The organism is Streptomyces sp. NPDC048442, assembly GCF_040651475.1.
In the GTDB taxonomy this organism is placed as follows: Bacteria; Actinomycetota; Actinomycetes; order Streptomycetales; family Streptomycetaceae; genus Streptomyces.
Genome location: NZ_JBEZKB010000004.1, coordinates 87796 through 110980, shown reverse-complemented (window position 1 = coordinate 110980; position 23185 = coordinate 87796). Strand labels below are relative to the sequence as shown.

18 protein-coding genes are annotated in these 23185 nt (G+C 70.2%); 11 read left to right on the top strand and 7 right to left on the bottom strand.

The features are described from left to right. Positions 1-78: 78 nt before the first annotated feature. The 3 genes from AB0D18_RS08260 (at position 79) to AB0D18_RS08250 (ending at position 2141) form a co-directional block, all read left to right on the top strand. Positions 79-939: a helix-turn-helix transcriptional regulator gene (locus tag AB0D18_RS08260; protein WP_362414243.1), complete on the top strand. Its 861-nt coding sequence runs from the start codon at positions 79-81 to the stop codon at positions 937-939. Positions 940-1033: 94 nt separating this feature from the next. Beyond that, positions 1034-1249 (top strand): DUF397 domain-containing protein, encoded by a 216-nt coding sequence (locus AB0D18_RS08255; RefSeq protein ID WP_362414699.1) that lies wholly within the window; start codon positions 1034-1036, stop codon positions 1247-1249. Positions 1250-1316: 67 nt separating this feature from the next. Beyond that, positions 1317-2141: an SAM-dependent methyltransferase gene (locus AB0D18_RS08250; RefSeq protein ID WP_362414241.1), complete on the top strand. Its 825-nt coding sequence runs from the start codon at positions 1317-1319 to the stop codon at positions 2139-2141. A gap of 53 nt (positions 2142-2194) precedes the next feature. Here the strand turns inward: AB0D18_RS08250 and AB0D18_RS08245 are convergent, their stop codons facing one another. The 4 genes from AB0D18_RS08245 to AB0D18_RS08230 all read right to left on the bottom strand — a co-directional run bounded on the left by AB0D18_RS08245 (position 2195) and on the right by AB0D18_RS08230 (position 7692). Continuing rightward, positions 2195-3346 carry a hypothetical protein gene (locus AB0D18_RS08245; protein ID WP_362414240.1) on the bottom strand — a complete coding sequence of 384 codons (1152 nt, stop codon included), beginning with the start codon at positions 3344-3346 and terminating at the stop codon, positions 2195-2197. A gap of 200 nt (positions 3347-3546) precedes the next feature. Beyond that, on the bottom strand, positions 3547-4392 hold the full coding sequence (locus tag AB0D18_RS08240) for a hypothetical protein (RefSeq protein ID WP_362414238.1): 846 nt from the start codon (positions 4390-4392) through the stop codon (positions 3547-3549). Next, entirely contained in the window at positions 4392-5684 is a 1293-nt protein-coding gene (locus AB0D18_RS08235) for a VWA domain-containing protein (protein ID WP_362414236.1), read from the bottom strand. Before AB0D18_RS08235 ends, AB0D18_RS08240 begins: the two co-directional genes overlap by 1 nt. Positions 5685-5745: 61 nt before the next feature. After that, positions 5746-7692: a M64 family metallopeptidase gene (locus AB0D18_RS08230; RefSeq protein WP_362414234.1), complete on the bottom strand. Its 1947-nt coding sequence runs from the start codon at positions 7690-7692 to the stop codon at positions 5746-5748. Positions 7693-7865: 173 nt separating this feature from the next. On the opposite strand from AB0D18_RS08230, the gene AB0D18_RS08225 reads away from it, so the two are divergent. The 4 genes from AB0D18_RS08225 to AB0D18_RS08210 are packed head-to-tail and all read left to right on the top strand — an operon-like array spanning position 7866 to position 13717. Beyond that, positions 7866-8744, top strand: coding sequence for an ABC transporter substrate-binding protein (locus AB0D18_RS08225; protein WP_362414232.1), 879 nt, complete (start codon positions 7866-7868; stop codon positions 8742-8744). Further along, the gene (locus tag AB0D18_RS08220; RefSeq protein ID WP_362414230.1) at positions 8741-9619 is read left to right on the top strand and encodes an amino acid ABC transporter permease; all 879 of its coding nucleotides are present in this window, start codon (positions 8741-8743) and stop codon (positions 9617-9619) included. The genes AB0D18_RS08225 and AB0D18_RS08220 overlap by 4 nt, the downstream gene beginning before the upstream one ends. Continuing rightward, complete coding sequence (locus tag AB0D18_RS08215) at positions 9616-10383, top strand: amino acid ABC transporter ATP-binding protein (protein ID WP_362414228.1); 768 nt, start codon at positions 9616-9618, stop codon at positions 10381-10383. Before AB0D18_RS08220 ends, AB0D18_RS08215 begins: the two co-directional genes overlap by 4 nt. A gap of 25 nt (positions 10384-10408) precedes the next feature. Beyond that, positions 10409-13717, top strand: a complete 3309-nt coding sequence (locus tag AB0D18_RS08210; RefSeq protein ID WP_362414226.1) for a hypothetical protein — start codon at positions 10409-10411, stop codon at positions 13715-13717. A 106-nt stretch (positions 13718-13823) separates the two neighbouring features. On the opposite strand, the gene AB0D18_RS08205 is transcribed toward AB0D18_RS08210, so the two are convergent. Both AB0D18_RS08205 and AB0D18_RS08200 read right to left on the bottom strand, forming a co-directional pair. Continuing rightward, positions 13824-15650 (bottom strand): FAD-dependent oxidoreductase, encoded by a 1827-nt coding sequence (locus AB0D18_RS08205; protein ID WP_362414224.1) that lies wholly within the window; start codon positions 15648-15650, stop codon positions 13824-13826. 140 nt (positions 15651-15790) lie between these two features. Further along, positions 15791-16285 carry an NUDIX domain-containing protein gene (locus tag AB0D18_RS08200; RefSeq protein ID WP_362414222.1) on the bottom strand — a complete coding sequence of 165 codons (495 nt, stop codon included), beginning with the start codon at positions 16283-16285 and terminating at the stop codon, positions 15791-15793. Positions 16286-16465: 180 nt separating this feature from the next. On the opposite strand from AB0D18_RS08200, the gene AB0D18_RS08195 reads away from it, so the two are divergent. The 4 genes from AB0D18_RS08195 (at position 16466) to AB0D18_RS08180 (ending at position 22057) form a co-directional block, all read left to right on the top strand. After that, positions 16466-18925 (top strand): glycoside hydrolase family 95 protein, encoded by a 2460-nt coding sequence (locus tag AB0D18_RS08195; protein WP_362414220.1) that lies wholly within the window; start codon positions 16466-16468, stop codon positions 18923-18925. 111 nt (positions 18926-19036) lie between these two features. Then, positions 19037-20107, top strand: coding sequence for a helix-turn-helix domain-containing protein (locus AB0D18_RS08190; RefSeq protein ID WP_362414697.1), 1071 nt, complete (start codon positions 19037-19039; stop codon positions 20105-20107). A 124-nt stretch (positions 20108-20231) separates the two neighbouring features. Next, positions 20232-20924: a DUF5819 family protein gene (locus AB0D18_RS08185; protein WP_362414218.1), complete on the top strand. Its 693-nt coding sequence runs from the start codon at positions 20232-20234 to the stop codon at positions 20922-20924. After that, on the top strand, positions 20921-22057 hold the full coding sequence (locus tag AB0D18_RS08180) for an HTTM domain-containing protein (protein ID WP_362414216.1): 1137 nt from the start codon (positions 20921-20923) through the stop codon (positions 22055-22057). Before AB0D18_RS08185 ends, AB0D18_RS08180 begins: the two co-directional genes overlap by 4 nt. Before the next feature lie 3 nt (positions 22058-22060). Here the strand turns inward: AB0D18_RS08180 and AB0D18_RS08175 are convergent, their stop codons facing one another. Next, complete coding sequence (locus AB0D18_RS08175) at positions 22061-23176, bottom strand: TetR/AcrR family transcriptional regulator (protein ID WP_362414214.1); 1116 nt, start codon at positions 23174-23176, stop codon at positions 22061-22063. Positions 23177-23185: the final 9 nt, after the last annotated feature.

Below are 23185 nucleotides of genomic sequence, written 5' to 3'. Positions count from 1 at the left end.
GCGTGGCACACTGCATCGCAACAGCACATGTAGAGCACAACTGCCCACCAGTGACGGTGCGTTACGGGGAGGTCTCCCATGAGTGAACCGCGGTCCGCCCCGACCGTCGGTCAGGTCGTGCTCGGCAAGCGGCTGCAGGACCTGCGCGAGCGCGCAGGACTGACCCGCGACCAGGCGGCGAAGGTGCTGCACGTCGCCCCGGCCACCGTCCGCCGGATGGAGACCGCCGAGGTCACCCTCAAGATCCCCTACGTACATCTGCTGCTGAAGGCGTACGGCAGCACCGACACCGAGTGCGACGCGTTCCTGGAGCTCACCCAGGAGGCCAACCGGCCGGGCTGGTGGCAGCGGTTCCACGCGATCCTGCCCGACTGGTTCAGCATGTACGTGAGCCTGGAGGGCGCCGCCTCCCTGGTCAGGTCCTACGACCCGCACTTCGTGCCGGGGCTGCTCCAGACCGAGGACTACGCGCGTGCGGTCATGCGCACCGGAGCCATCGGCCAGACCCGCCCCGAGGACGTGGAGCGGCACGTCGCGCTGCGCATGCAGCGGCAGTCACTGCTCGCCGGGCCCGACGCCCCGACCCTGTGGGCGATCATGGACGAGACGGTGCTGCGCCGCCAGGCCGGCGGCCCGGACGTCATGCGCGCCCAGCTGGACAGGCTGCTGGACGCCGCCGAGCTGCCCAATGTCACCCTCCAGATCGCGGAGTTCGCCGACGGCCCGCACCCGGGCACCTACGGCCCCTCCGTCCTCTTCCGCTTCGCCGTGCCGGAACTTCCCGACATGGTCTACAGCGAGTACCTGACCGGCGCCGTCTACCTCGACTCGCGCCCCGAGGTGGCCACCCACCTCGAAGTCATGGACCGCATGGCGGCCCACGCCGCCACCGCACCACGCACCAAGGAGATCCTCGCGGATTTCCGCAAGGAGCTCTGAACCTTCCATGTCCCACACGCCTCGCACCCCCCGTACGGACCGGCGCACCGACCGGCGCGCCGAGCGCCGGGGGGCCCGTCGCATCTACAACGGCATGCCCGCGGGCGACCTCCCCACCGAGGGCTGGTCCAAGCCGTGGAGCGGCGGCAACGGCGGCAACTGCGTCGAGACCATGAAACTCGCGGACGGCCGGGTCGCGGTCCGCCAGTCAGCCGACCCCGACGGCCCCGCCCTCATCTACACCCCCGGCGAGATCGCCGCCTTCATCCAGGGAGCCAAGACCGGCCAGGCGGACTTTCTGCTCACCTGACCGGGCGCCCACCTGACTGGGCCTCATATACCCTCCTCTGCAAGCCACTTGACCACTGGAGACCCCCATGACCGGGCAGGACCGCACCACCGGCAGCTCCGCATCCGTCGAGATCGACACCAGCAAGCCGCACCCGGCCCGGATGTACGACTGGTTCCTCGGCGGCAAGGACAACTACCCGGTCGACGAGGCCATGGCCAGGGAACTCCTCAAGCTGGACGCCCGGGGCGGCGAAATGGCTCGGGTCAACCGCGCGTTCATGCACCGCGCCACCCGCTGGCTCGCCGAGAACGGCGTACGCCAGTTCCTCGACATCGGCACCGGCATCCCCACCGAGCCCAACCTCCACCAGATCGCGCAGGCCACCGCCCCCGACGCGCGCATCGTCTACTGCGACAACGACCCCATCGTCCTGGCCCACGCCGAGGCCCTGCTGCGGAGCACCCCCGAGGGCGCCACCGAGTACATCCAGGCCGACGCCCGCAACCCCGAGTCCATCCTCGAACACGCGGGCAAGGTCCTCGACTTCGACCAGCCGATCGCCCTGTCCCTCGTCGCCCTGCTGCACTTCGTCGGCGACGAGGACGGCGCGTACGAGATCGTGCGCAGCCTCATGGACCGTCTGGCCGACGGCAGTTACCTGGTCCTCTCGCACGTCGCCCGCGACTTCGACCCGGAGGGCGCGGACAAGGCCGCCGCCATGTACAAGGCACGCGGCCTCACCCTCCAGCCCCGCTCGCGCGAGGAAGTCAGCCGCTTCTTCGACCCGTACGAGCTGGTCGAGCCGGGCGTCTCGCTGGCCGCCGAATGGCACCCGGAGCTCGGCGAGCCGGTCCCGGTCGGGGGCGACGAGCCGATCCCGGGCTGGGGAGCCGTGGCCCGCAAGGCCTGACCGGCGCCGGTAGGAGGCGGTAGCCGCCCACCGGACTCCGCTCCGGCGGGCGGCTACCGCACGACGAGCGTCAGCACCAGCAGCGCCACCAGTACGGCCGCGAGAGCCACCGCCCAGCGCCTGCGCAGCTCCTTCGGTGTGGCGACGGACACGGCCCTCGCGCCGTCGGTCCCCGCGAAGACGTAGAACTCTCGCTTGTCCAGCGCGGGCAACGTCACCCGGTACAGGGGGAGTTGTTCGAGCTTCACTTCGCGCAGAAGCTCCGTCCCGGGCCGCTTTCCGGTCTTCCCTGCGGCGGGTTTCCGCGGCGCGCGGAACCGGTCCAGTTCGGTGCGGTGGCGCTCGTCCAACAGGCGCGGCAGTGGCGCGTCGGGGCCGTCCAAAGGGGTGGGGGACCAGTACCCGAAGTTGCTGATCTCCCGCCGGACGCGATCGCGAAGAGGCGTGTCCGGGAGTTCCAACGGCTTCTGCGGGGTGTTGGGGGCGGCCCTGACGATGTGCCCCTCCGTCCAGCTGACCTTGCGGCCGGTGCTCTTGCGGCCGGGGCGCTCGCAGTGCGGACAGTCGACCCTTCCCCGGGCCTCGCAGCGGGTGCAGTCGGCCTTCCCCGTTCCGTTGCAGAGCGTGCACTTGGTGTCGCCCCGCCCCCGGCAGAGCGCGCATGCGGCGTGGGGCTCCCGGCACAGCTCGCACTTCACCCGGGGGCGTTTGAGGGGCGTCGGCCTCGGCGGCCCTGAGGTTTCGTCGTCCGCTGTCCAGCGGCCCCGCTCTCCGTTGTTGCACGCGGTGCAGGCGTTCATGCCTCCGCCGCAGTCCGTGCACCGGTTCCGCCGCCGGCAGTCGACCTTGCGGTTTCCTTCGCAATCGGGGCACTTGTCGTGGGCGCTCCCGCGACAGTGGGGGCACCTGACGTCCTTCAGGGTGCCGTGCTTCAGCAGGCGTACGGTCCTGGTGTCCCGTACGTCCAGGGGAGGGGCGATCCGTACGTCCGTCAAGTCGCCCTCGTACACCTGGAGTCCAGCCAGGTACTCGGGCTTCACGTTGTCGTCGCGCGGGACCGGCTGCCGCGACTCGTTCAGCCGGCGGACCGTGCACCTGCTCCGGTGGATCGGCTCGATCCGGGCCGACGCGACAGAGACCCCCGGCTTCCTGAGCGTCCGCTTCACAGCCGCGCGAATTTCGTCGTCGGACAGTTCCACGGCCATGTCGGTTCTCCCTCTGCCGGCGCGATCCCCGCGCAGAGGAAGGCTAGAGGCGGCCAGGACCGTCCTCAAGAGGCCCCGCGTGCAATGCGGTTCCGAGACTCGGCATGGTCGGGGCGGACCCGAAGGTCACCCGGCCGAACACGGAAGGGCGGGGCAGGAAACAAGGAAACCCCCTGCCCCGCCCATCCCTTGAGTGTCCGTCAGTAGTTCTGAGGCACCCGCGCGGGCCGGCCCGCGCCCCGTGTCAGCGCATACCCCGCGACACCCGCCAGCGCGGCCAGAACGGCCCCGCCCGCAGTCCACAGCCACCGGCTCGACCAGATCCCCGAAGCCCAGCCGTCCTCGGGGGCCGCCGCCACCGAAGCCTGCTTCGGCTCGCTCTTGCCGTTCTTCGCCGAGGAGTCGACGGTGGTCGCCCCCGGCACCAGGGGCGCCGTCAGCGAGCCGTCGACCGCCTTGGCGCCGCCCGCGTCGACCACCACGGGCTGCACCTCGGCCTTCACCGGCAGCCCCAGGTCGTCGTCCGAGAGCCCGGCCACGGTCAGCCTCACGTAGTACGAGCCGGGCAGCGGGTCGTTCGACGACTGCTCCGCCCAGGCCCTGACCGTACGCAGATGGCAGGTCAGCGCCACCGAAGGGGCGTCCTTCTGCGCGGTCGCGGCCGACGCACCGTAGGTGCACGCCTGCCGCCTGCGCAGCCCGTCGTACACGTCCAGCCGCCAGGTCTGCGCCCCGTGCCGCTGCGCGGCCTCGGGCAGTACGACCTTGGCCCGTACGGTTGCGTCCTGGCCGGCGTCGGCCGGGAACACCCAGTACAGATAGTCACCGGTGGACGCGCCCGCCGTGGCGAGCTGCCCAGACTTGACGGCCGTGGCGGTACGGAAGGAGGTACCGGCCTCCGTCGGCGGGGCAACGGATCCGGCACCGGGCGAAGGTGAAGGTGACGGGGTCTCGTCCGCGCTCGCCCCCGCAGCCGTACCGAAAAGAGCGGCGGCGGCGAGCAGCGAGCTCGTCAGCACCCCGGTCAACACACGTGTCGTACGCATCAGTTGGTCCTCCAGACCGCAACGCGCCAGCGCGAGATCCAGCCGAACAGCAGACCCGCGACGAGACCGACGAGGACCATCACACCGAGCAGCCACCAGCCGTGCCCGAGCCCGAAGGACGCCACGTCCGACGCCCGCTTCGGCGAGTCCACCAGGTCGATGGCGAGCTCGACCGGCATGCCCGGCTCCGTCTTCACCGACGGCGCGGCGGAGAACGAATTGCTGACCTGGAGACAGACCGTCTCGGCCGGGGGCTCCTGCCCCTTCTCCGTATCCACGTCGGCCTTCGGGTAGCGCAGCCCGGACGAGATCACGTCCGTACGCCCGTCACCGGCCTCCGAGCCGCGTACGATCTCGCGCCCGCTCAGCGTGGAGGCCCGTACGAGCACCCCGTAGTCGTTGTTGACGGCACGGTCGGAGCCGATGCTCACCGCGGCCCGTAGTTCCTGGCCGGGCTTTACCTGCACCTGGTACCAGCGGTGCTCGGAGAACTTCTCGCGGTCGGTGTAGAGGCCGGCGCCCAGCTTCGGGGCGTCGGTGCAGGACGCGCCGCCCTTCGTGGCGACGGGGTTGACGACCGGGTCGGCCGCCCGGTCCACCAACTGTTTGACCCGCTTGGAGAGTTGCTCCTTGTGCTGCACGGCGGTGTACGTGCCGCCGGTCGCCTCCGCGATGCAGGTGAGCTGCTGGCGGATCTTCGCGTTCGGCACCAGGCCCAGCGTGTCGATCACCAGGTGGGTGCCCTTGGCGGCGATCTCGCGCGCCACGACGCACGGGTCCAGCGGCCCGCAGGTGTCCTCGCCGTCCGTGATGAGCACGATCCGCCGGGTCGCGTCGCCACCCTCCAGGTCCTTCGCCGCACCGAGCAGCGCGGGCCCGACCGGGGTGAACCCGGTGGGGGCGAGCGTGGCGACGGCGGCCTTGGCCTCGGTGCGGTCGAGCTTGCCGACGGGGTAGAGCTGCCGGGTGTCCTTGCAGCCGCGCTGCTTGTCACTGCCCGCGTAGTCGGCGCCCAGTGTCCTTATGCCCAGGCGGACCTCCTCGGGGGTGGCGTCCAGCACCTCGTTGAAGGCCTGCTTCGCCGCCGCCATCCGGGACTGCCCGTCGATGTCGGCGGCCCGCATCGAGCCGCTGACGTCGAGGACCAGCTCGACCTTGGGGGACTCCTTCGGGACTCCTTCGGTCGTGTCCAGCCTGTCGTCGGCCGCCGCCGGGCCCGGCAGCAGCCCGGCGGCCAGAGCGGCGAGCAGTGCGCCGCACGCTCCGGCCGCCAGTCGTTTCCTTGTGATCATCGCCGGATCTTATGGAAGATGGTCAGCCCGGCACAAAACGAGGCGCCTGCCGGGGGCCGTACTACGGCTGCTGAGGCGGCGTCAGCGTCACGAGGAACTTCTTCGCGGGCCCGACGTTCCCGGCCGCGTCGATCGTCCGGTACTCGATGGTGTGCGTCTTGTACTCGGGCGTCGCGTCGTCCCACGGCACCACGCGCGGCGTGCCCAGCTTCCCGTACACCAGGTCGTCGACGTTGGTCCCCGACGGCGTGAACCGCCACGGCGAATCGGCGTCCGTCGGCCAGCCGTAATAGGTGTACCAGCCGTCCCCGTTGACCCGGAACTGCGAGACGACCGTCCCCGACTGGTCGTCCTTCGCGCTGAGCTTCATCGTGAACGGACCGTCGTAGACGTACTCCACCGGCTTCCCGGGCCGCTGCACGGTGCGCACCGGCTCGGAGAGTTCGTACGATCCGGTGGCCGACGCCGTGTCCACGGTCCAGGTCAGCGGGGCCGCGCCGGAGCCGCCTGCGACGATGCGGGCCTGGAGGGTGTGCGTACGCCCGGCCGGCAGCCGGAGCCTGGACAGATCGAGGTCGCGGTCATTGCCGAGGCTACTGGCGACGGGCCGTCCGTCCAGGGTCCAGCGCACCTTGGGGGAGCGGCCGGTGGCGGGGTGCGAGGTGTCCGCGTACACGACGGACTTCGCACCGACCGGCTTGTCCGTTCCGGTGTGACCGGTGAACTCTGCCTTTCCAGCGGCCTGTTGGGTGGGACGTGCGGACCGGTCGACGGTCCACGTCACGGTACGGGTGAGGGCCTGCGACGCCCGCAGCTTCGGGTCCCGTACGAACGGAGTCGGGTCGGTGACGGTCGCCGTGAGGGTGCGCGCGCCCTTGCCGACGTGCAGCCGCTTCAGATCCAGGCTGCGCGAGCCGAACGTGCCCGGCACGGTCTTCCCGTCCAGCTTCCACGTCACGTCGAGCGCCCCGCCCACCGGGTGCAGGGTGTCCACCCACGCGGTGCGGTCGGTGCCGAGTGGGGCGGTGTTCGGGGTGTGGTCCTGCACGAGGTTGACCTTGTTCGAGATCGCCTGGGTCATCACCTCGCGCTCCACCTGGTCGAAGTCGTACCCGAGGGTCTTCATCATGGAGTGCTTGCTCGGCCGCCAGACGCCCTTGGTGGAGTACATCCCGCCCTCGTGACGCCCGATGCGCCCGCCGGACAGACTGTCCTCGCCGAGCCAGCGCCACCACTTCTGCTGCTTGGCGCGCATCTCCTCCTCGCTCAGGAGGGAGTGGTGCGTGGAGTCCGGCTCGCCGCCCGTGTACGTACCGCCGGGGACGCCCCGCCCGTAGTAGTCGTACTCGTCGTCCAGCTTGCCGAGCGAGTGGCCTATCTCGTGCGGGGTGATGAGCGAGGACAGGGCGTTACCGCCGGACGCGGTGGCCCAGGCGCCGCCCGCGCCGCCGTAGGTCTGGCTGTTGGCGAGGGCGACGATCTGCCGGTTGGCGCTCTTGGAGCCCGGGACGAGATCGGCGGCGGCGCTCGCCTTCTTCGTGTCGACGGTCAGCAGCCGCTGCACGCTGCTCGCGTTGCAGCCACCCCAGAACGCCATGTCGAGCGGGGTGTCGCGGCGGGCATCGGACAGCCCGGGGTCGCAGTCGACACCGGACTCGGGGGACGGCATTTCGACCGCCCAGACATTGATGTACGAGCGGTAGGAGGCGAACGGCTCGATGCTCCACAGCACATTCATGTGCTTCTCGACGTCGGCACGGAACTTGGGTATCTCGGCGGCGGTGTAGCCGTCGCCGAGTACGACGAGGTTGAAGCGCTTGTCGGTGGGCCCCGTGGTCTGGACGGGGACGACGGTGGCGTTGGCGGTGGCGTTGGCGTTTGCGGTGACGTTGGCGGTGACGGGATCGCGGTCCATCGCAGTGGCCTGCTGTGGAACGGCCATGGCGGCGAGAAGCGCGCCTGCCGCGGCCAGGAGGGCGGGTCTCTTCGTGCTTCGGACGATTCGCATGGCGGGGAGCGTACGGGCGGGACCAACTGAGCGTAAAGAGGCTGGAGTTGAGCAAGAGATGGACAAAAATCAGTCACATGCCGAAGAATTCACCGTCTCGCAACACATTCCAGGATTCGGACGAACGCCAATTCGACGTGGACAAAATCCCTGCTCACTGCCACTCTCGCGCCATGCGCTCTGCCACTCTCGCCCGCAGTCTCACTGCCACCGTCGTCGTTTTCGCTGCCGCGTTCGCGGCCGGCTGTGCCCCGCAGCCGGATCCGAAGGCCGCGCCCTCGTCGTCCGCGGGCGGTGCCTCCTGCGCGCCGGGCAAGCTGGCCACCGAGACGGCGGGCAAGCTGACGGTGGGCACGGACAAGCCCGCGTACGCACCCTGGTTCAAGGACGACAAGCCTTCCAACGGCCAGGGCTACGAGTCCGCCGTCGCCTACGCGGTCGCCGAGAAGCTCGGCTACCGGAAGGCGGACGTGGTCTGGCAGACGGTCCCCTTCAACAACGCCTTCGCGCCGGGCGAGAAGAAGTTCGACTTCGACCTCAACCAGATCTCCATCAGCGAGCAGCGCAAGAAGGCCGTCGACTTCTCCTCCGGCTACTACGACGTCCGTCAGACGGTGGTCGCCCTCAAGAGCTCCAAGGCGGCGAAGGCCAAGTCGGCCGCCGACCTGAAGGACCTCAAGCTCGGCGCCCAGGTCGGCACGACCAGCCTGGACGTCATCAACGACCTCATCAAGCCGTCCCAGCAGCCGGCCGTCTACCAGAAGAACGACTTCGCGAAGGCGGCCCTGAAGAACGGCCAGGTCGACGCCATCGTCGTCGACCTCCCCACCGCCTTCTACATCACGGGTGCGGAAGTGCCCGAGGCGGCTGTCGTCGGCCAGTTCCAGGACACCCTCGGCAAGGCGGAGAAGTTCGGTCTCGTACTCGACAAGGGCAGCGCGCTGACCGGGTGCGTGACGGGCGCGGTCGACGCGCTCAGCAAGGACGGCACGCTGGCCAGGCTGGAGAAGCAGTGGCTGGCGGACGCGGTGGCTGCGCCGGTGCTGAAGTGACGGTCCAGGAACTGGAGTTGAAGACGGACGGATACGTCCCGTCCGCCCGCAGGCTTGCACGCGAACGCTTCAAGCGCGGACGCATGCGCCGCGCCACGGCGATCGCCGCGATCAGCACCCTGGTCACGGCCGCCGTCCTGTACGTCGTCATAGTCAACTCGCCCGGCTGGGAACGCACCCGCGAGACCTTCTTCGACCCGGACTTCGCCCGCAAGGCGCTCCCCGAGGTCATGAAGGGCCTCTGGCTCAACCTGCGCCTGCTGGCGGTGTGCGGGGTGTGCGTCCTGGTACTGGGCATGATGCTGGCCGTCGCGCGCACGCTGCGCGGCCCGGCGTTCTTTCCGATCAGGGCGCTCGCCACCGCCTACACGGACTTCTTCCGCGGCCTCCCGCTGATCATCAACCTGCTGATCGTGGTCTTCGGCGTCCCCGCCCTGCGCCTGACGGGCGTGACGACCGACCCGGTGCTGCTGGGTGGCGCGGCTCTGACTCTCACCTACTCGGCGTACGTGGCGGAGGTCTTCCGCGCGGGCATCGAGTCCGTACATCCCTCGCAGCGGGCGGCGGCGCGGTCGCTCGGCCTGTCCAACCGCAAGACGCTGCGGTACGTGGTGCTGCCGCAGGCGGTACGGCGCGTGGTCCCGCCCCTGCTCAACGACCTGGTCTCGCTCCAGAAGGACACCGGCCTGGTGTCGATCGCGGGCGCGGTCGACGCGGTGTACGCGGCACAGATCATTGCGAGCCGCGACTTCAACTACACGCCCTACATCGTGGCGGGCCTGGTCTTCGTGGCCCTGACCATCCCGATGACGAGATTCACGGACTGGGTGACCGCGCGGATGGACCGGCAGCGGGCCCAGGGAGGAACGGTATGAGCGACGTCGACCCCGTGCTGCGGCTGGAGTCGGTCCGCAAGACGTACGGCGCGCGGGGCAAGGAGACCGTCGTCCTGCGCGATGTCGACCTGGACGTGGCCCCGCACACGGTCACCGCGCTGATCGGCGCGTCCGGCTCAGGCAAGTCGACCCTGCTGCGCTGCGTGAACCTCCTGGAGGAGATCGACGACGGCGCGATCCTCCTCGACGGCGAGGACATCACGGATCCGCGTGCGGACGCGGATGCGGTGCGGCGGAGGATCGGGGTGGTCTTCCAGGCGTACAACCTCTTTCCGCACATGACGGTTCTGGACAACATCACCCTCGCCCCTCGACGAGTGCACGGCATCGCGCGCGAGGAGTCGGAGGAGCGGGCCCGGGAGCTGCTGGAGCGACTCGGACTCGGCGGAAAGGCGACGGAGTACCCGGACCGCCTGAGTGGCGGCCAGCAGCAACGGGCGGCGATCGTACGGGCGTTGGCGGTCCGGCCCCGACTGCTGCTGCTGGACGAGATCACGGCGGCGCTGGACCCGGAGCTGGTGGGTGAAGTCCTGGGCGTCGTACGGGACTTGAAGGAAGAGGGCATGACGATGGTCATCGCCACCCATGAGATGGGGTTCGCCCGGGAGGTCGCCGACCAGGTGTGCTTCCTGGACGCGGGGGTGGTGCTGGAGAGGGGGACACCGGCGGAGGTGTTCGGGGCGCCGCAGGAGGCGCGAACTCAGCAGTTCCTGAAGCGGATTGTGGAGGCGGGACGGCTCTGATCCCCGCGCGTGGTAGATCTGGAGCATGCGTGGGCGACGACTTCTGAGTTACCGGGACGCGGTGGCGATCCTGGGCGGCGACAGCGAAGCACTGGCGGCGGCGGACCAGGTGCTGGGCGGGGCGTTGTCGGCCGCCACCGGCGGGGCGAGCGATGCGGTGCTGGGGATCTTCGGGGCGCAGGGGAGGCTGCTGCGGCTGGGGAGGGACCTGACCGGAGGCCTGCGGGACCGGCTGAGCGGTGCCGAGCGCACGGAGCGTTCGGAGAAGATCGCGGCGGCGCACGCGGTGCTGGTGATCACGGCGTACTTCGAGGTACTCAGTGAAGCGGAACTCCCCTTCAGCGTGCGGGAGTTGGAACTCACCACCGGTGAACTGATCGCCATCGCGGGAGGCGACCGGGAGGCCGAGGACATCGTGCACCGGCTGCTCTTCGCCGGTATTCCGCAGGTGGGGCCCGCACAGCCGTATGAGCTGTTCGTGCGGCGGTTGGTCACCTGGTACGGCGGCATCGCGCTCCCCATGATGGAGTTCGTCCAAGGGCTCGCTCTCTGGGACGGGTTGAGCGAAGAGCAGCGCGAGCAAGCGGCAGTGGCGCTGGCAGGTCTCAGCTCGGCGGCCCTGAACCGCTACGAAGAGCTGTATGCACGACTGGCTCTGGAAGTGCCGGAGTTCGGATTCTGGTCCGACCAGATCGAGCACCGGGCCACCCGTAACGAGATCCGCCAGTCCCTCGCCGGTGTCGAGACCGCCCTGCGCGGCCTGGTCGTCGCACCTGCGCTCAGCCACGCCGCCGCCGGCCTCGACATCATCTACCGGGCCGCCCTCACCAAGTCGATCCTCGCGGAGGGCGAGGCGCCCAGCGGCCTCACGCTGCCCACCCTCGTGGAGGGGTACGTGGACCCGGACTTCCGCGTCTCTGCCGTACCCGGTGACGGCAGTGGGCCCGCACAGGAGGGTTGGTGGGAGGGCATGCCGGTGCGCTCCGACCTCACCGAGTTCCTCGCCGGCACCCTCACGTCACCGGAATCCGCCACCACGCCCCTCCTCGTTCTCGGCCAGCCGGGCGCGGGCAAGTCCGTACTGACCAAGGTACTGGCGGCCCGGCTGGCCGAGACCGGATTCCTTCCCGTGCGGATCGTGCTGCGCGAAGTACGCGCGGAGGACGAGGTGCAGGAGCAGATCGAGCATGCGGTACGAGCGACCACGGGCGAGCAGGTCTCCTGGACGGAACTGGTGCGGTCGGCCGACGGGGCGGTGCCCGTCCTCCTCTTCGACGGATTCGACGAACTGCTCCAGGCCACCGGAGTGGGCCAGACCGACTACCTGCTCCGGATTGCCAAGTTCCAGCAGCGCGAGGCCGAACTGGGCCGTCCGGTCTACGCCATGGTGACCAGCCGCACCGCCGTCGCAGACCGGGCCCGCTGCCCGGAAGGCACCGTCGCGGTACGCCTCGAACCCTTCAGCGAGTCGCACATCCAACGCTGGCTCGCGGTCTGGAACCAGCTCAACGCACCGCACTTCACCGCCCATGGACTCCGCCCGCTGACTGCGGAAGTCGCCTGCAGGAACGCAGAGTTGGCCTCCCAGCCCCTTCTGCTGCTGATGCTCGCCCTGCACGACGCCAACGCCAACGCACTCCAACGGGAGGCGGAGAACGGCGAGTCCCTGGGTGCGGCCGACCTCTACGAGGAGCTGCTCGTATCCTTCGCGGTCCGCGAGATAGGCAAGTCGGGGGACGGCCTCACCGCCCACCAGCTGGCCGACAAGTCCGAGCGTGAACTCGAACGCCTCTCCCTCATCGCCTTCGGCATTCTCAACCGCCGCCGCCAGTGGATCACCGCCGCAGAACTCGAAGAGGACCTCATCGCCCTGCTCGGCAGGTCCGCCGCCGCTGCCGCGACGGACTTCCGCCACACCCCGCTCAAGCAGGCGGAGATCGCCCTCGGCCGGTTCTTCTTCGTACAGAAGGCGCAGGCGGTCCAGGACGAACGGCAGTTGACGACGTACGAGTTCCTGCACGCCACCTTCGGTGAGTACCTCGTCGCCAGGCTCTCCGTGGTACTGCTCGACCAACTCCTCGACCACCGCCCAGCGTTGTCCATCGGCCGGACCCACGTGGACGACGAGCTGATGTACGCACTGCTGTCGTACGCACTGTTGGCGTCACGCCAGATGACGCGCTTCGTCGAGGCCCGCATCGGCCACCTCGCGCCGGAACGGCGCGAACGGCTCGGCGAGTTGCTGATCAGCGTCATGGACGACGCCCGGAACAGGGTCGAGCACAAGTTCGCGGACTACCGCCCCATCCCCCGTGCGACCGCCGCCCGCCACGGCAAGTACGAGGCGAACCTGATGATGCTGACGGTCCTGCTCACGGGCGGCGTCACCACGAGCGAACTCTTTCCCGCCGCCACTGACCCGGCGGGCGTCTGGCCGCACCGGGTCCAGCTGTACCGCTCCGCGCTGACCGAGCAGGAGTGGGCGGACTTCGCCGCCGCGCTCCAGGTGCATCGCAGCTGGGTGGACGGGCGGCGCGAGCTGACCGTACTCCCGGCCTCGGCCCCGGAGCCGCCGGGCGGGGAGTGGACGGTCGACCCGTACTGGTCGTTCCGATACGGGCCCGACCACGAGTATCAGACGACGGAAACGACCTGGTCGCGGGCGTACGCGGAGGAGAGCCGGCATCGGATGGACATCGCCGACGCCGGTCAGGACCTCGTGGTGCGGCATGCTCTCGACCCACTCTTCGAGCGCTTCGCCATCGCCATGACCACCTTCTACGGGGAGGCCGGCGGCCAGGCCACCTCCTGGGCGCACGACCTGATGGACCTCTGGCTTTCGAGCCACTTGGAACCATTGGATCCGGAACTTGCGGTGCGGTACGAGCGCTGCGCACAGTTACTCTTCCAGGCCCGCAGTATGCCGTCCGAGATGTGGACCAAACTGAGTGCGATAGTCGCCGGTCAACTCCTGGGCGATGCCCAGCGATTGCCGGTGACAGTGGTGCACCGCGTGGTGCAGGCGCTGTGGACGGATCGCGATACCGCCGCGTCCCTCGTGCTGCGGGCGCGGATCGTGCTCCGTCGCCTGGACACCATGGACTCGTACCCGTACGACGGGGACACCGAGGGGCAGCGGGCGCTGTTGCGCGGCTTGCTCGACCTCGCTCTCGGAACGCTGGCGACGGACGCGCCACAGTGGCTGCCCTCGGTGTGGGCCGAGGAGAGCCACTCCCGACTGGCTCGGCAGCTCCTGCCGGAATTCGTGAACCGGGTGCCGGAAGAGGTCGCGGACCAGCTGCGCGACCTGCGCCGCCGCTACGACGACCGCTGAGAGGCATGAAGCCCACGTCCGGTGTGTGGCGCCCTGGCCGTGAGGACCGTACGTACGAAGAGGCCCCGCGCCGAAGTTCATCGAGCGGGGCCCCTCGCTGTATGCGTTACCCCAGATCCAACGCGTTCCGCAGCCCCCACCTCCACCGCGTCCGGTCGTGCCGCTTCAGCGTCTCGATCGCCGGGACCTTGTGCATCCCCTGCACCGTGCACCGCGCCGCATCCGAACCCGCCCTGTCCAGCAGGGCGTTGACCGCCGCCCGTGCCGAAGCGTTCGCGCCCTCCATCGTCGCCAGGTCGATGTCGACGGCGACGAAGTCTCCGGACAGATAGAAGTTGGGGATGGCGGTCCTGGCCGACGGCCGGTTGTGCAGTGTGCCGCACGGGTGGATCAGCAGCTCGTCCTCGTTCGTCGGGTTCGGGGTGCCGAGGCCGTCCACCCCCGGGTCCAGGAACCACGAGTGCAGCGTGCTGTCCTTCAGCACGACCTTCCCCGTGTCGTTCAGCCCCGCCTTCAGCTGCGCCCACACCTCCTTCGCCACCTCCTCTCTTGTGCACTGCTTCGCCGTCTTGCCGTAGAGGATTCCGGGCTTGTCCCACTCCGAGATGTCGACCGACAGACAGTCCACCGCGACACCGTCCCCGTACACCGCTGGGAAGTCACGGTCCGGCCAGTGCCTGGCCTGGGCTATTCCCGTCAGTGACCACGGCGAGTCGATCAGGTTCACATGCCCGTCGACAAACTTCGGACGTTCCGTCAGATAAAACTGAATGCCCGTCATCCAGTCCGTCTCCAGCTTGTCGGCGCGGGCCAACTGCGGATCCAGGGACCGCATTTCAGCGTTCCACGTCCGCCGTGCGTGCTCCACCGGCATGGCGGATACGTAGTGGTCCGCCACCACCGACTGCCGTGTGCCCGCCGGATCCTCGATGACCGTCGCGCTGATCCGGCCGCCCGCCGTCTTCATCTCCCGTACCGTCCAGCCGATCTTGAAGTCCACGCCCAGGGACTTCAGATGGGCCACCCACGGGTCGATCCACGCCTCGTTCGTGGGCAGGTTGAGGATGCGGTCCGGGGGGCCGTCCGCGCCCTGGCCGAGTGCGTTGAAGACGAAGGCCTCGCCCAGTGTGCCGACGGTGCGTGTGCTCGCCTCTTCCGCCTTCGTCGCGACGATGTTGCGGGTGATGCCGATGGCGAGGATGCGCTGGTACTCCTTGGACATCTGGGCGGCCCGTACGAAATCCCACCAGGGGGTCTTCTCCCATGTGCTGTCGCGGCGCTCGTCGCAGCTGGTCAGGAAGACGAGCGCCCGGTTCACGAAGTACGCGCTCTCGTGGAGCGGCAGGTTGAGTGCCGTTTCCAGCAGGCCCGTGAGCATGCGCCGGATGTCGTCGAGGTCGAGGCCCGTGGGCTGATGGCCCGGCCAGGGGATCGGCATCCGCAGGTCCTCGCGGCCGTGGGAGCGGGCGAACATCATCTCGGGCGGGGCGACGAGGTTGTCCCACACCCCGTTCGCGTTGCCGGGGAAGGGGATGCGGCGCATCGTGTCCGGGAGGTTGTGGTAGATCCCCGGGATGAAGCGGAAGCCGTGCTCGCCGGGGAGCGGCTTGCGGCTGCCCTTGGCGCTTCCCGGGACGTCCATGCTGCGGGCCTTGCCGCCCAGTGCGCGTCTCTCGTACACGGTGACCCGAAAGCCGCGTTCCGCCAGTTCGTGCGCGGCCGTCAGGCCGGCGACCCCGCCGCCGAGCACGGCGACGGACTGAGCAGCCCCTGCACCCGCCTTTGCGCCCGTATGCGGAGCCGTCTTCGGAGCTGCCTGCGCCGCCCCGGCCGGAAGCGTGCCGAGCGCTGCCGCCCCGCCGACCGCCGCCGCCCCGGCCACGAAAGTGCGTCGAGAGGTGTGAGAGGTCGATGTGCTGACCGTACGATCCATCTGCCCAGCCCCTTACCAGTGGTAACAGCCACATGAGTCGCAGGAGCATAAGGCGGCCCCGCCCGACGCGGAAGACATCTGTCAACGCGTGTAAGGGCAGGGCCGGTTGAGGTGGCTGAGAAGGGTCGGTGGGTGGTGGGTCAGGCGTGGGTGAGGTAGCTGTACGAGTCGGTCTCCGGCAGAGCCAGGTCCGGCCGCCACGAACGCAGAACCGCGGCCGACGGTACGAAGAGCGCGGCCGGGATCTCCTCGGGGGCGAACCAGTCCCACCGTACGATCTTGTCCGGTTCGGTGACCCTCGCGGTCCCCTGCGCCGCCTCCGTGACCGCCGCCGCCGAAATGCGGTTCAGGCCGTACCCGCCGTCCAGCACCACGGCCACCACCCGCACGGAATCGGCGGACGCCAAGAGGCCGGTCTCCTCGGCGAGTTCACGCACTCCGGCCGCCTCGAAGCTCTCGCCCGTGTCGACCTTTCCGCCGGGCAGCTCCCAGTTGCCGTTGTGGCCGAGCCCGAGCAGGACCCGGCCCGCCCCGTCGAGGACGATCATGCCGACGCCGGTGAGGCAGTTCGGGGTGGGGGAGGTGCGGGTGGGACTGTCGGTGAGGGGCGGGTCGGTGCGTCGTACGGAGCTCATGGTCATCGACCGTACCTGGCGGGCGTCGCACTGCGAGACCTCGCCTCAAGGTCCGACCTATGGCAACGTGCAGGCACCGATACATGGCCTCCGTGAGGTAAGCATGGACATCACCCCTTTCTTCGCCCAGCATTGATCCGACCTATGTTGGTTCTCCGCTCGACCTCTGGAGGGATCTTCATGACGCTGTCCAGGCGCCAGGCGCTCGCCCTGTCCACGGTTGCCGCTACCGGTGCGGCCCTCCCCGTCGCCGCCCCGGCGGGTGCGGCCGTCCTGTCCGGGGCGGCACCGGACGGCCCCGTCGCCCCCGCCGACGGGCACACCCTCTGGTACGACAGGCCCGCCGCCGACTGGGAGCGCGAAGCCCTCCCGATCGGCAGCGGCGACCTCGGCGCCAAGGTCTTCGGCGGCGTCGCCACCGATCAACTCCAGCTCAACGAGAAGTCGTTGTGGACCGGCGGTCCCGGCAGCAAGGAGGGTTACGACCACGGCAACTGGCCCGCACCCCGCCCCGGCGCCCTCGACGAGGTCCGCAGAATCATCGACGAGAAGGGGTCCATGCACCCCGACGAGGTCTCCGAGCGCCTCGGCAACCCCGCCTACCACACCCCCGCCGGTATCGTCCCCGGCTTCGGCAACTACCAGAACTTCGGGTCACTCGTCCTCGACTTCCCCGGCGCGCCCGCCGCCCCGGCCGCGTACCGGCGCCACCTCGACCTCAACAACGCACTCGCAGGCGTGAGTTACCGCGACGCGAGCGGTGCCACCCTGACCCGCGAGTACTTCGCCAGCCACCCCGCCCGCGTCGTCGCCGCACGTCTCGCCGCCGACCGCCCCGGCCGGATCTCCTTCACCCTGCGCCTCGACTCCGCACAAACCGGCGCTACCGCCACCGCCAAGGACGGCCGCATCACCCTCACCGGTGCGCTCGCCGACAACGGGCTCCGGTACGAGGGCCAGGTGCAGGTCGTCGCCCGCGGCGGCACCCGTACCGAGAGCGGCGGCCGGATCACCGTCACCGGCGCCGACAGCGCCACCTTCGTCTTCTCCGCCGGTACGGACTACGCGGACCGCCACCCCGCCTACCGGGGCGCCGACCCGCACCGCGCCGTCACCTCCGCCGTCACCCGGGCCGCCGTCCAGCCGTACGGGAAACTGCGCGCCGCCCACATCGCCGACCACCGCGCTCTGTACGACCGCGTCCAGCTCGACATCGGCCAGCGGATGCCCGCCGACGTCCCGACCGACCGGCTGCTGTCCGCCTACCGGGCCGATCCGCACTCCCCGGCCGACCGCGCCCTCGAAGCCCTCTACTTCCGCTACGGCCGCTACCTGCTCATCGCCTCGTCCCGCCCCGGATCCCTGCTCCCCGCCAACCTCCAGGGCGTCTGGAACGACTCCCCCACCCCACCCTGGAACGCCGATTACCACACCAACATCAACATCCAGATGAACTACTGGCCCGCCGAGATCACCCACCTCGCCGAGACCGCACAGCCGTACCACGACCTGGTCGACGCCCTGCGCGCACCAGGCCGCAGAACGGCCCGGGAGATGTTCGGAGCCGCCGTAGGCTGGGTCGTCCACCAGAACACCAACGCCTTCGGCTACACGGGCGTCCACGACTGGGCCACCTCTTTCTGGATGCCCGAGGCCAACGGCTGGCTCGTCCAGCAGCTCTACGAGCGCTACCTCTTCGGCCGCGACCGGGCCTTCCTGCGCGAGCGCGCCTACCCGGCCATGAAGGAGGCCGCCCGCTTCTGGCTGGCCAACCTGCACATCGACCCGCGCGACGGCACGCTCGTCGTCTCACCCAGCTACTCGCCCGAACAGGGCGAGTTCACCGCCGGTGCCTCCCTCTCCCAGCAGATCGTCTTCGACCTCCTCCGCAACACTGTCGAGGCGAGTGAAGTGCTGGGCATGGACCGGGAGTTGAGAGCACGCCTCAAAGAGACCCTCGGGAGACTGGACCCCGGCCTGCGGATCGGCAAGTGGGGGCAGCTCCAGGAGTGGAAGGCAGACATCGACGACCCCGAGAACGACCACCGGCACGCCTCGCACCTCTTCGCACTGCACCCCGGCCGGCAGATCCGGCCCGGATCGGAGTTCGCCGAAGCCGCCAAGGTCTCGCTCACCGCGCGCGGCGACGGCGGCACCGGCTGGAGCAAGGCCTGGAAGATCAACTTCTGGGCGCTGCTCGGCGACGGCGACCACGCCGCCAAGATGCTCGGCGAACAGCTCAAGTCCTCCACGCTGCCCAACCTCTGGGACACCCACCCGCCGTTCCAGATCGACGGCAACTTCGGCGCCACCTCCGGAATCGCCGAGATGCTGCTCCAGAGCCGCCACGGGACGGTCGACGTGCTGCCCGCGCTGCCTACCGCGTGGGCGGCCCGGGGTTCGTACGACGGGCTGCGGGCACGCGGCGGCTTCACCGTCGGCGCCGACTGGCAGCAGGGCAGACCCACCGAGATCCGGCTCGCTTCGATCGGCGGCGGCACGGCGAGGGTGCGTCACCCCGCGCTCACCGGGCGGGTACGGGTGGTCCGCAGGGGCGGCCGCTCGGCCACGTACACGGCGAAGGACGGCGTGCTGGCCGTGCCGACGCGGGCGGGAGAGACGTACCGCATCCGCCCGTGAATCTGCCCGTGAATCCGCCCGTGAAGCCGTCTGCGATTCTTGTGCATGACAAGCAGGAACAGTGCACAGCAGGAACAGCGCACAGCAGACAGCAGGCGAGGAGTGACCGACGTGGCAGGGCCGGACGTACCCGACGGGTACGAGGAGTACGTCGAGGGCTACGCCCGGATCCTGCACCAGGTCGCCGACACCGGCCGCCGCCTCACCCGCGACGAACTCGACGCCCGGCGCGCCCTGGGCGAGCGTGCCGCCGAATCGGGCCTCGGGCTGCGGGCCGTCGTACGCACCTACCTGACGGCCACTCGGGAGAGCTGGCCGCACACCGCCACGGGTACGTCCGAAGAAGTGCTCGCCGCCGTCGGGCAGGCCGTCGACGCGGTCGCCGAGGGGTACGAGCGGGCCCAGCGCATGGCGGTCCGTCAGGAAGAGGGCGCCAGACGGGAGTTCATCGACGACCTGCTGCACGGCCGCAGCGACCTGGGCCGGCTCGCGGCCCGCGCCGAACGCTTCGGGCTGCGCTTCTCGCGGGCGCACGCGGTCGCCGTGGCGGAGGGGCCGGACGCCTTCGAGGACGGTGACGCGGTGAGCCGGGCGGTGGAGAGCTCGCTCACCGCCCGCTTCGTCGACCGGCGCATCCTGGTCGCCAGCAAGGACGGCCGGCTCGTGTGCATCGCCCCCGGCGAGCACTCCGACGTCCTGCACCACTTCGCCAAGCAGGTGCACGCCGCCACCGACGAGGTGCTGGTCGCGGTCGGCCGCCCGCACCCCGGTGCGGGCGGCGTCGTCCACTCGTACGAGGAGGCCCTCGGCGCGCTCGGTTTCGCCGAGCGGATGGGGCTCGAAGGGCCCGTCCTCTACGCCGCCGACCTGCTGGTCTTTCCGGTGCTCGGCCGGGATCAGCAGGCCCTCGTGGACCTGGTGCGCAGCGCGCTCGGCCCGCTCGCGCAGGCGCGCGGCGGGGCCGGGCCGCTGGTGGAGACCCTGAGGGTGTACTTCGACGCGGGGTGCGTGTCGGCGGAGGCGGCCCGCCGACTGAACCTGAGCGTGCGGGCGCTGACGTACCGGCTGGAGCGCATCCACCGGCTGACCGGCGCAGACCCGGCGGACCCGCTGCGGCGGTACACGCTGCAGACGGCGGTCATCGGGGCACGGATGCTGGACTGGCCGGCGACTGCGCTCTAGGTGGTGGCCGGGGTGGCCGGCTGGCCGGGGCGCGTGGGGTGGTTCGGACGGACCCCTGAGTACGCACCGATACTCTGTGGCCGTCGTGATTCATGTGTGCCCTGTGGCGCAAGAGGAGAACACCGTGGCCGAGTCCGCCATATCCCCACCGGACCCTCTCGCCCCTCCGGATCCTCGTGCCCCCCGGGACCTTCCCACCCCCCGAGACCCTCTCACCCCCCGGGACCCTCTCGCCCCCCGTGGCATCCCGCTCACCGGTCTCCGGCGCCGGCTGACCCGCCTCGCGGTGGCCCTGGTCGCGCTCCTCGCCGTCACCCACTCGACGATGCTGCTGCTGTACGTCGCGAGCGACTTCCCGCTCGCCAAGACGTACGCCAAGCAGACCGACTGGTGGATGCGCCCGATGTTCCCGCAGGACTGGAACATCTTCGCCCCCGACCCCTCCCGCTACAACCTCCACCTGGAGGTCCGCACCAGGGTCGACGGGAAGTTCGGCCCGTGGATCGACCTCACGGCGTACGACAACTCCCGCTACCGCGGCGACCTGCTGCCCAGCATCGAGGACCAGCTCGTGCTGCGCCGCGCGATGGCCCAGTACCAGAGCAACGCCAAGGCCCCGAACGCCGACGAGGCGCGCAGCCGCAACGCCCGCTACCTCATGAACGTGGTCACCGCCCGCCTCGACGACATGGGCAGACCCTCCGGCGACGCGATCGAACTCCGCACCCGCTCCACCCGCATCCCGTCCCCCGAAGCCCCGGACGCCACCCACCCGCCCCGCTACGAAGAGGTCGGCTTCTGGAAGGTGACCCGATGACGGCCCGTCAGGCACTCGGGCTCGGCCGCGAGCGCGCCGGCACGCTGGGGTCGCGCGTCACCGGCGCCCTCCGCGACCTCACGCTGCGCCCCCTCGCCCCGTACAGTGCCGCCGCCATGCGCATCGGCCTCGCCGGCCTGTACGTACTGCACCTGCTCCGTGAACTCCCGCACGCGGACCGCCTCTGGGGCCCGGGGTCGCCCCTCACGCCGGAGCTGTTCGCGGAGACCATGCGGGCGCGCGGCTGGGACGGCGCGTTCGGCTGGTGGTACGGACTGCTGTCCACGGACAGCCCGGTCGTCTTCTACGGCTGGTACGCGGTCGCCCTGCTGATCAGCGTCCTGTACGCACTGGGCTGGCGGACCCGGGCGGTGGCCCCGCTCTTCGTCTTCGTGTTGGTTGCCTTCTACATCCGCGGATCGATGGCCAACAGCGGCTGGGCCCTGCTGAGCCTCCTCTTCGCCAACTACCTGGTCTTCTGCGCGTCCGGCCGGCACTGGTCGCTGGACGCGAGGCGCAGGGCGCGGCGTGGCGGGACAACTAGGCCGGTGCCGTGGGGCGAGGAGACGGAGGAGCTGCGCAGGCGCGCGGTGACCGTGCTGCACAACGCGGGCATGGGCGTCATCGCGCTCCAGGTCATGGTCATCTACACGTCCGCGGCGATGTACAAGATCCGCGGGGCGTCGTGGCGGGACGGGTCCGCGCTCTACTACTCGATGCTGAGCGACGACTTCTCGACGTTCCCCGAGCTGTCGGCGTGGATCGCGAGCCACGGGACGTTCACGGCGGTCATGGCGTACGTGACGGTGTTCTCACAGGTGCTGTTCGCTGCGCTGGTGTTCAACCGGCGGCTGAAGTACGTGATCCTCGTGGTGATGCTGAGTACGCACGTGGGGATCGGCGTCCTCATGGCGCTGCCGATGTTCTCGGCGATCACGATCGTGGGGGACCTGGTGTTCCTGCCGACGTCGTTCTGGAGGGCGGCGGCGGGATTCGTACGGGTGTGGCGACAGCCGGCACCACCCTTGCCGGACCCGGCGCGTTCGGCCGCGCCCCAAGGGGGCACGGGGAACTGCGCGACCAACCACGAGGCACCCGCAGACGACACCACGCACCGCCTGCGGAACGCCTAGCGCTCAATGCCGCCCGCCCGGTGCGGCCGTCGCCGCCGCGTAGCAGGCACCCCGGCCCTCGGCCCGTGCGACAACCCGGCCGCCCTCGATACGTACGGCGGCCTCGGTCGCGTCACTCACGGCCGACACCCCGGCGGCAGCGGCAAGCACCCCCAACTCGTCGTGCACGAGCCTTACGTGGGGCCACGCGCGCTCCGGGAACGCCTGTCGCAGCCCGGCCCCCAGCTCCGCCACCGTCAGCCGGGCCAGCGGTCCCAGCTCACCGGGCTCACCCGTCACGAGTACGGCGGTGACAGCTCCGCCGGGAGCCGCCGCCCGTACCGCCTCCTCGACGGCCTCCAGCCGGTGCAGCCCGAGGACCGCCACCACCCCGTCGTCCGCGAGCCCGACGGCCCCGCCGCGCAGGGCGTCCGTCGCGGGCGGCGGTGACCACGCCTCGTCCCCGGGCCGCGCCTTCGGTACGTAGGGGAGGTGCGGCGGCGCCCAGTCGCCGTCCGGGGAGAGCTCCGCGAGCTGTTCGCAGGCAGCGACGACCTGGAACGGATCGGCGAACCCCGGTGCGGCGGCGGCCAGTTGATCCGCCCCGTGCAGCAGGGTGAGCACGGCCTCCGCGACCGGCACCAGCCGCTGTCCGGCGCCAGGCCCGCGCCGCATCCCCTCCAGCGCCAGCCCGAGCACGATCGCGTCGAGCTTCAGCAACTGCGCGTACGGCTGCCGGGTCTGCGCGTCCGCGAGCACCACCGACGGCAGGTCCCGCGCCGGGTTGTCGTGCTGGTCGTCGTCGTCGGAGAGCGGAAACCGGGCCACCCGGGCGCGGGCGAGCGCGCCGAGCGCCTCGCGAACGGTGTCGACGGACGCCGGGGGTGCGGAGGCGGGCGTACGGCCGGCGATGTCGGCCAGAACGGCGAAGTACAGGGCCCGCTTGCCCGGGAAGTTGGAGTAGACGGCCCCTCGGGTGAGCCCTGCCCGCTCGGCGATCCGGTCGATCTTCGCATCGCGGAACCCGCGCTCGCCGAACTCCTCGCGAGCCGCCTCAAGCACCTTCCGGCGATTGAGTTCCTGCACTTCGGCCCTGGTCAACCGGCCCATGTCGCTCCTGTCGTGGGGTGATTCCGTCATTCAAGATAC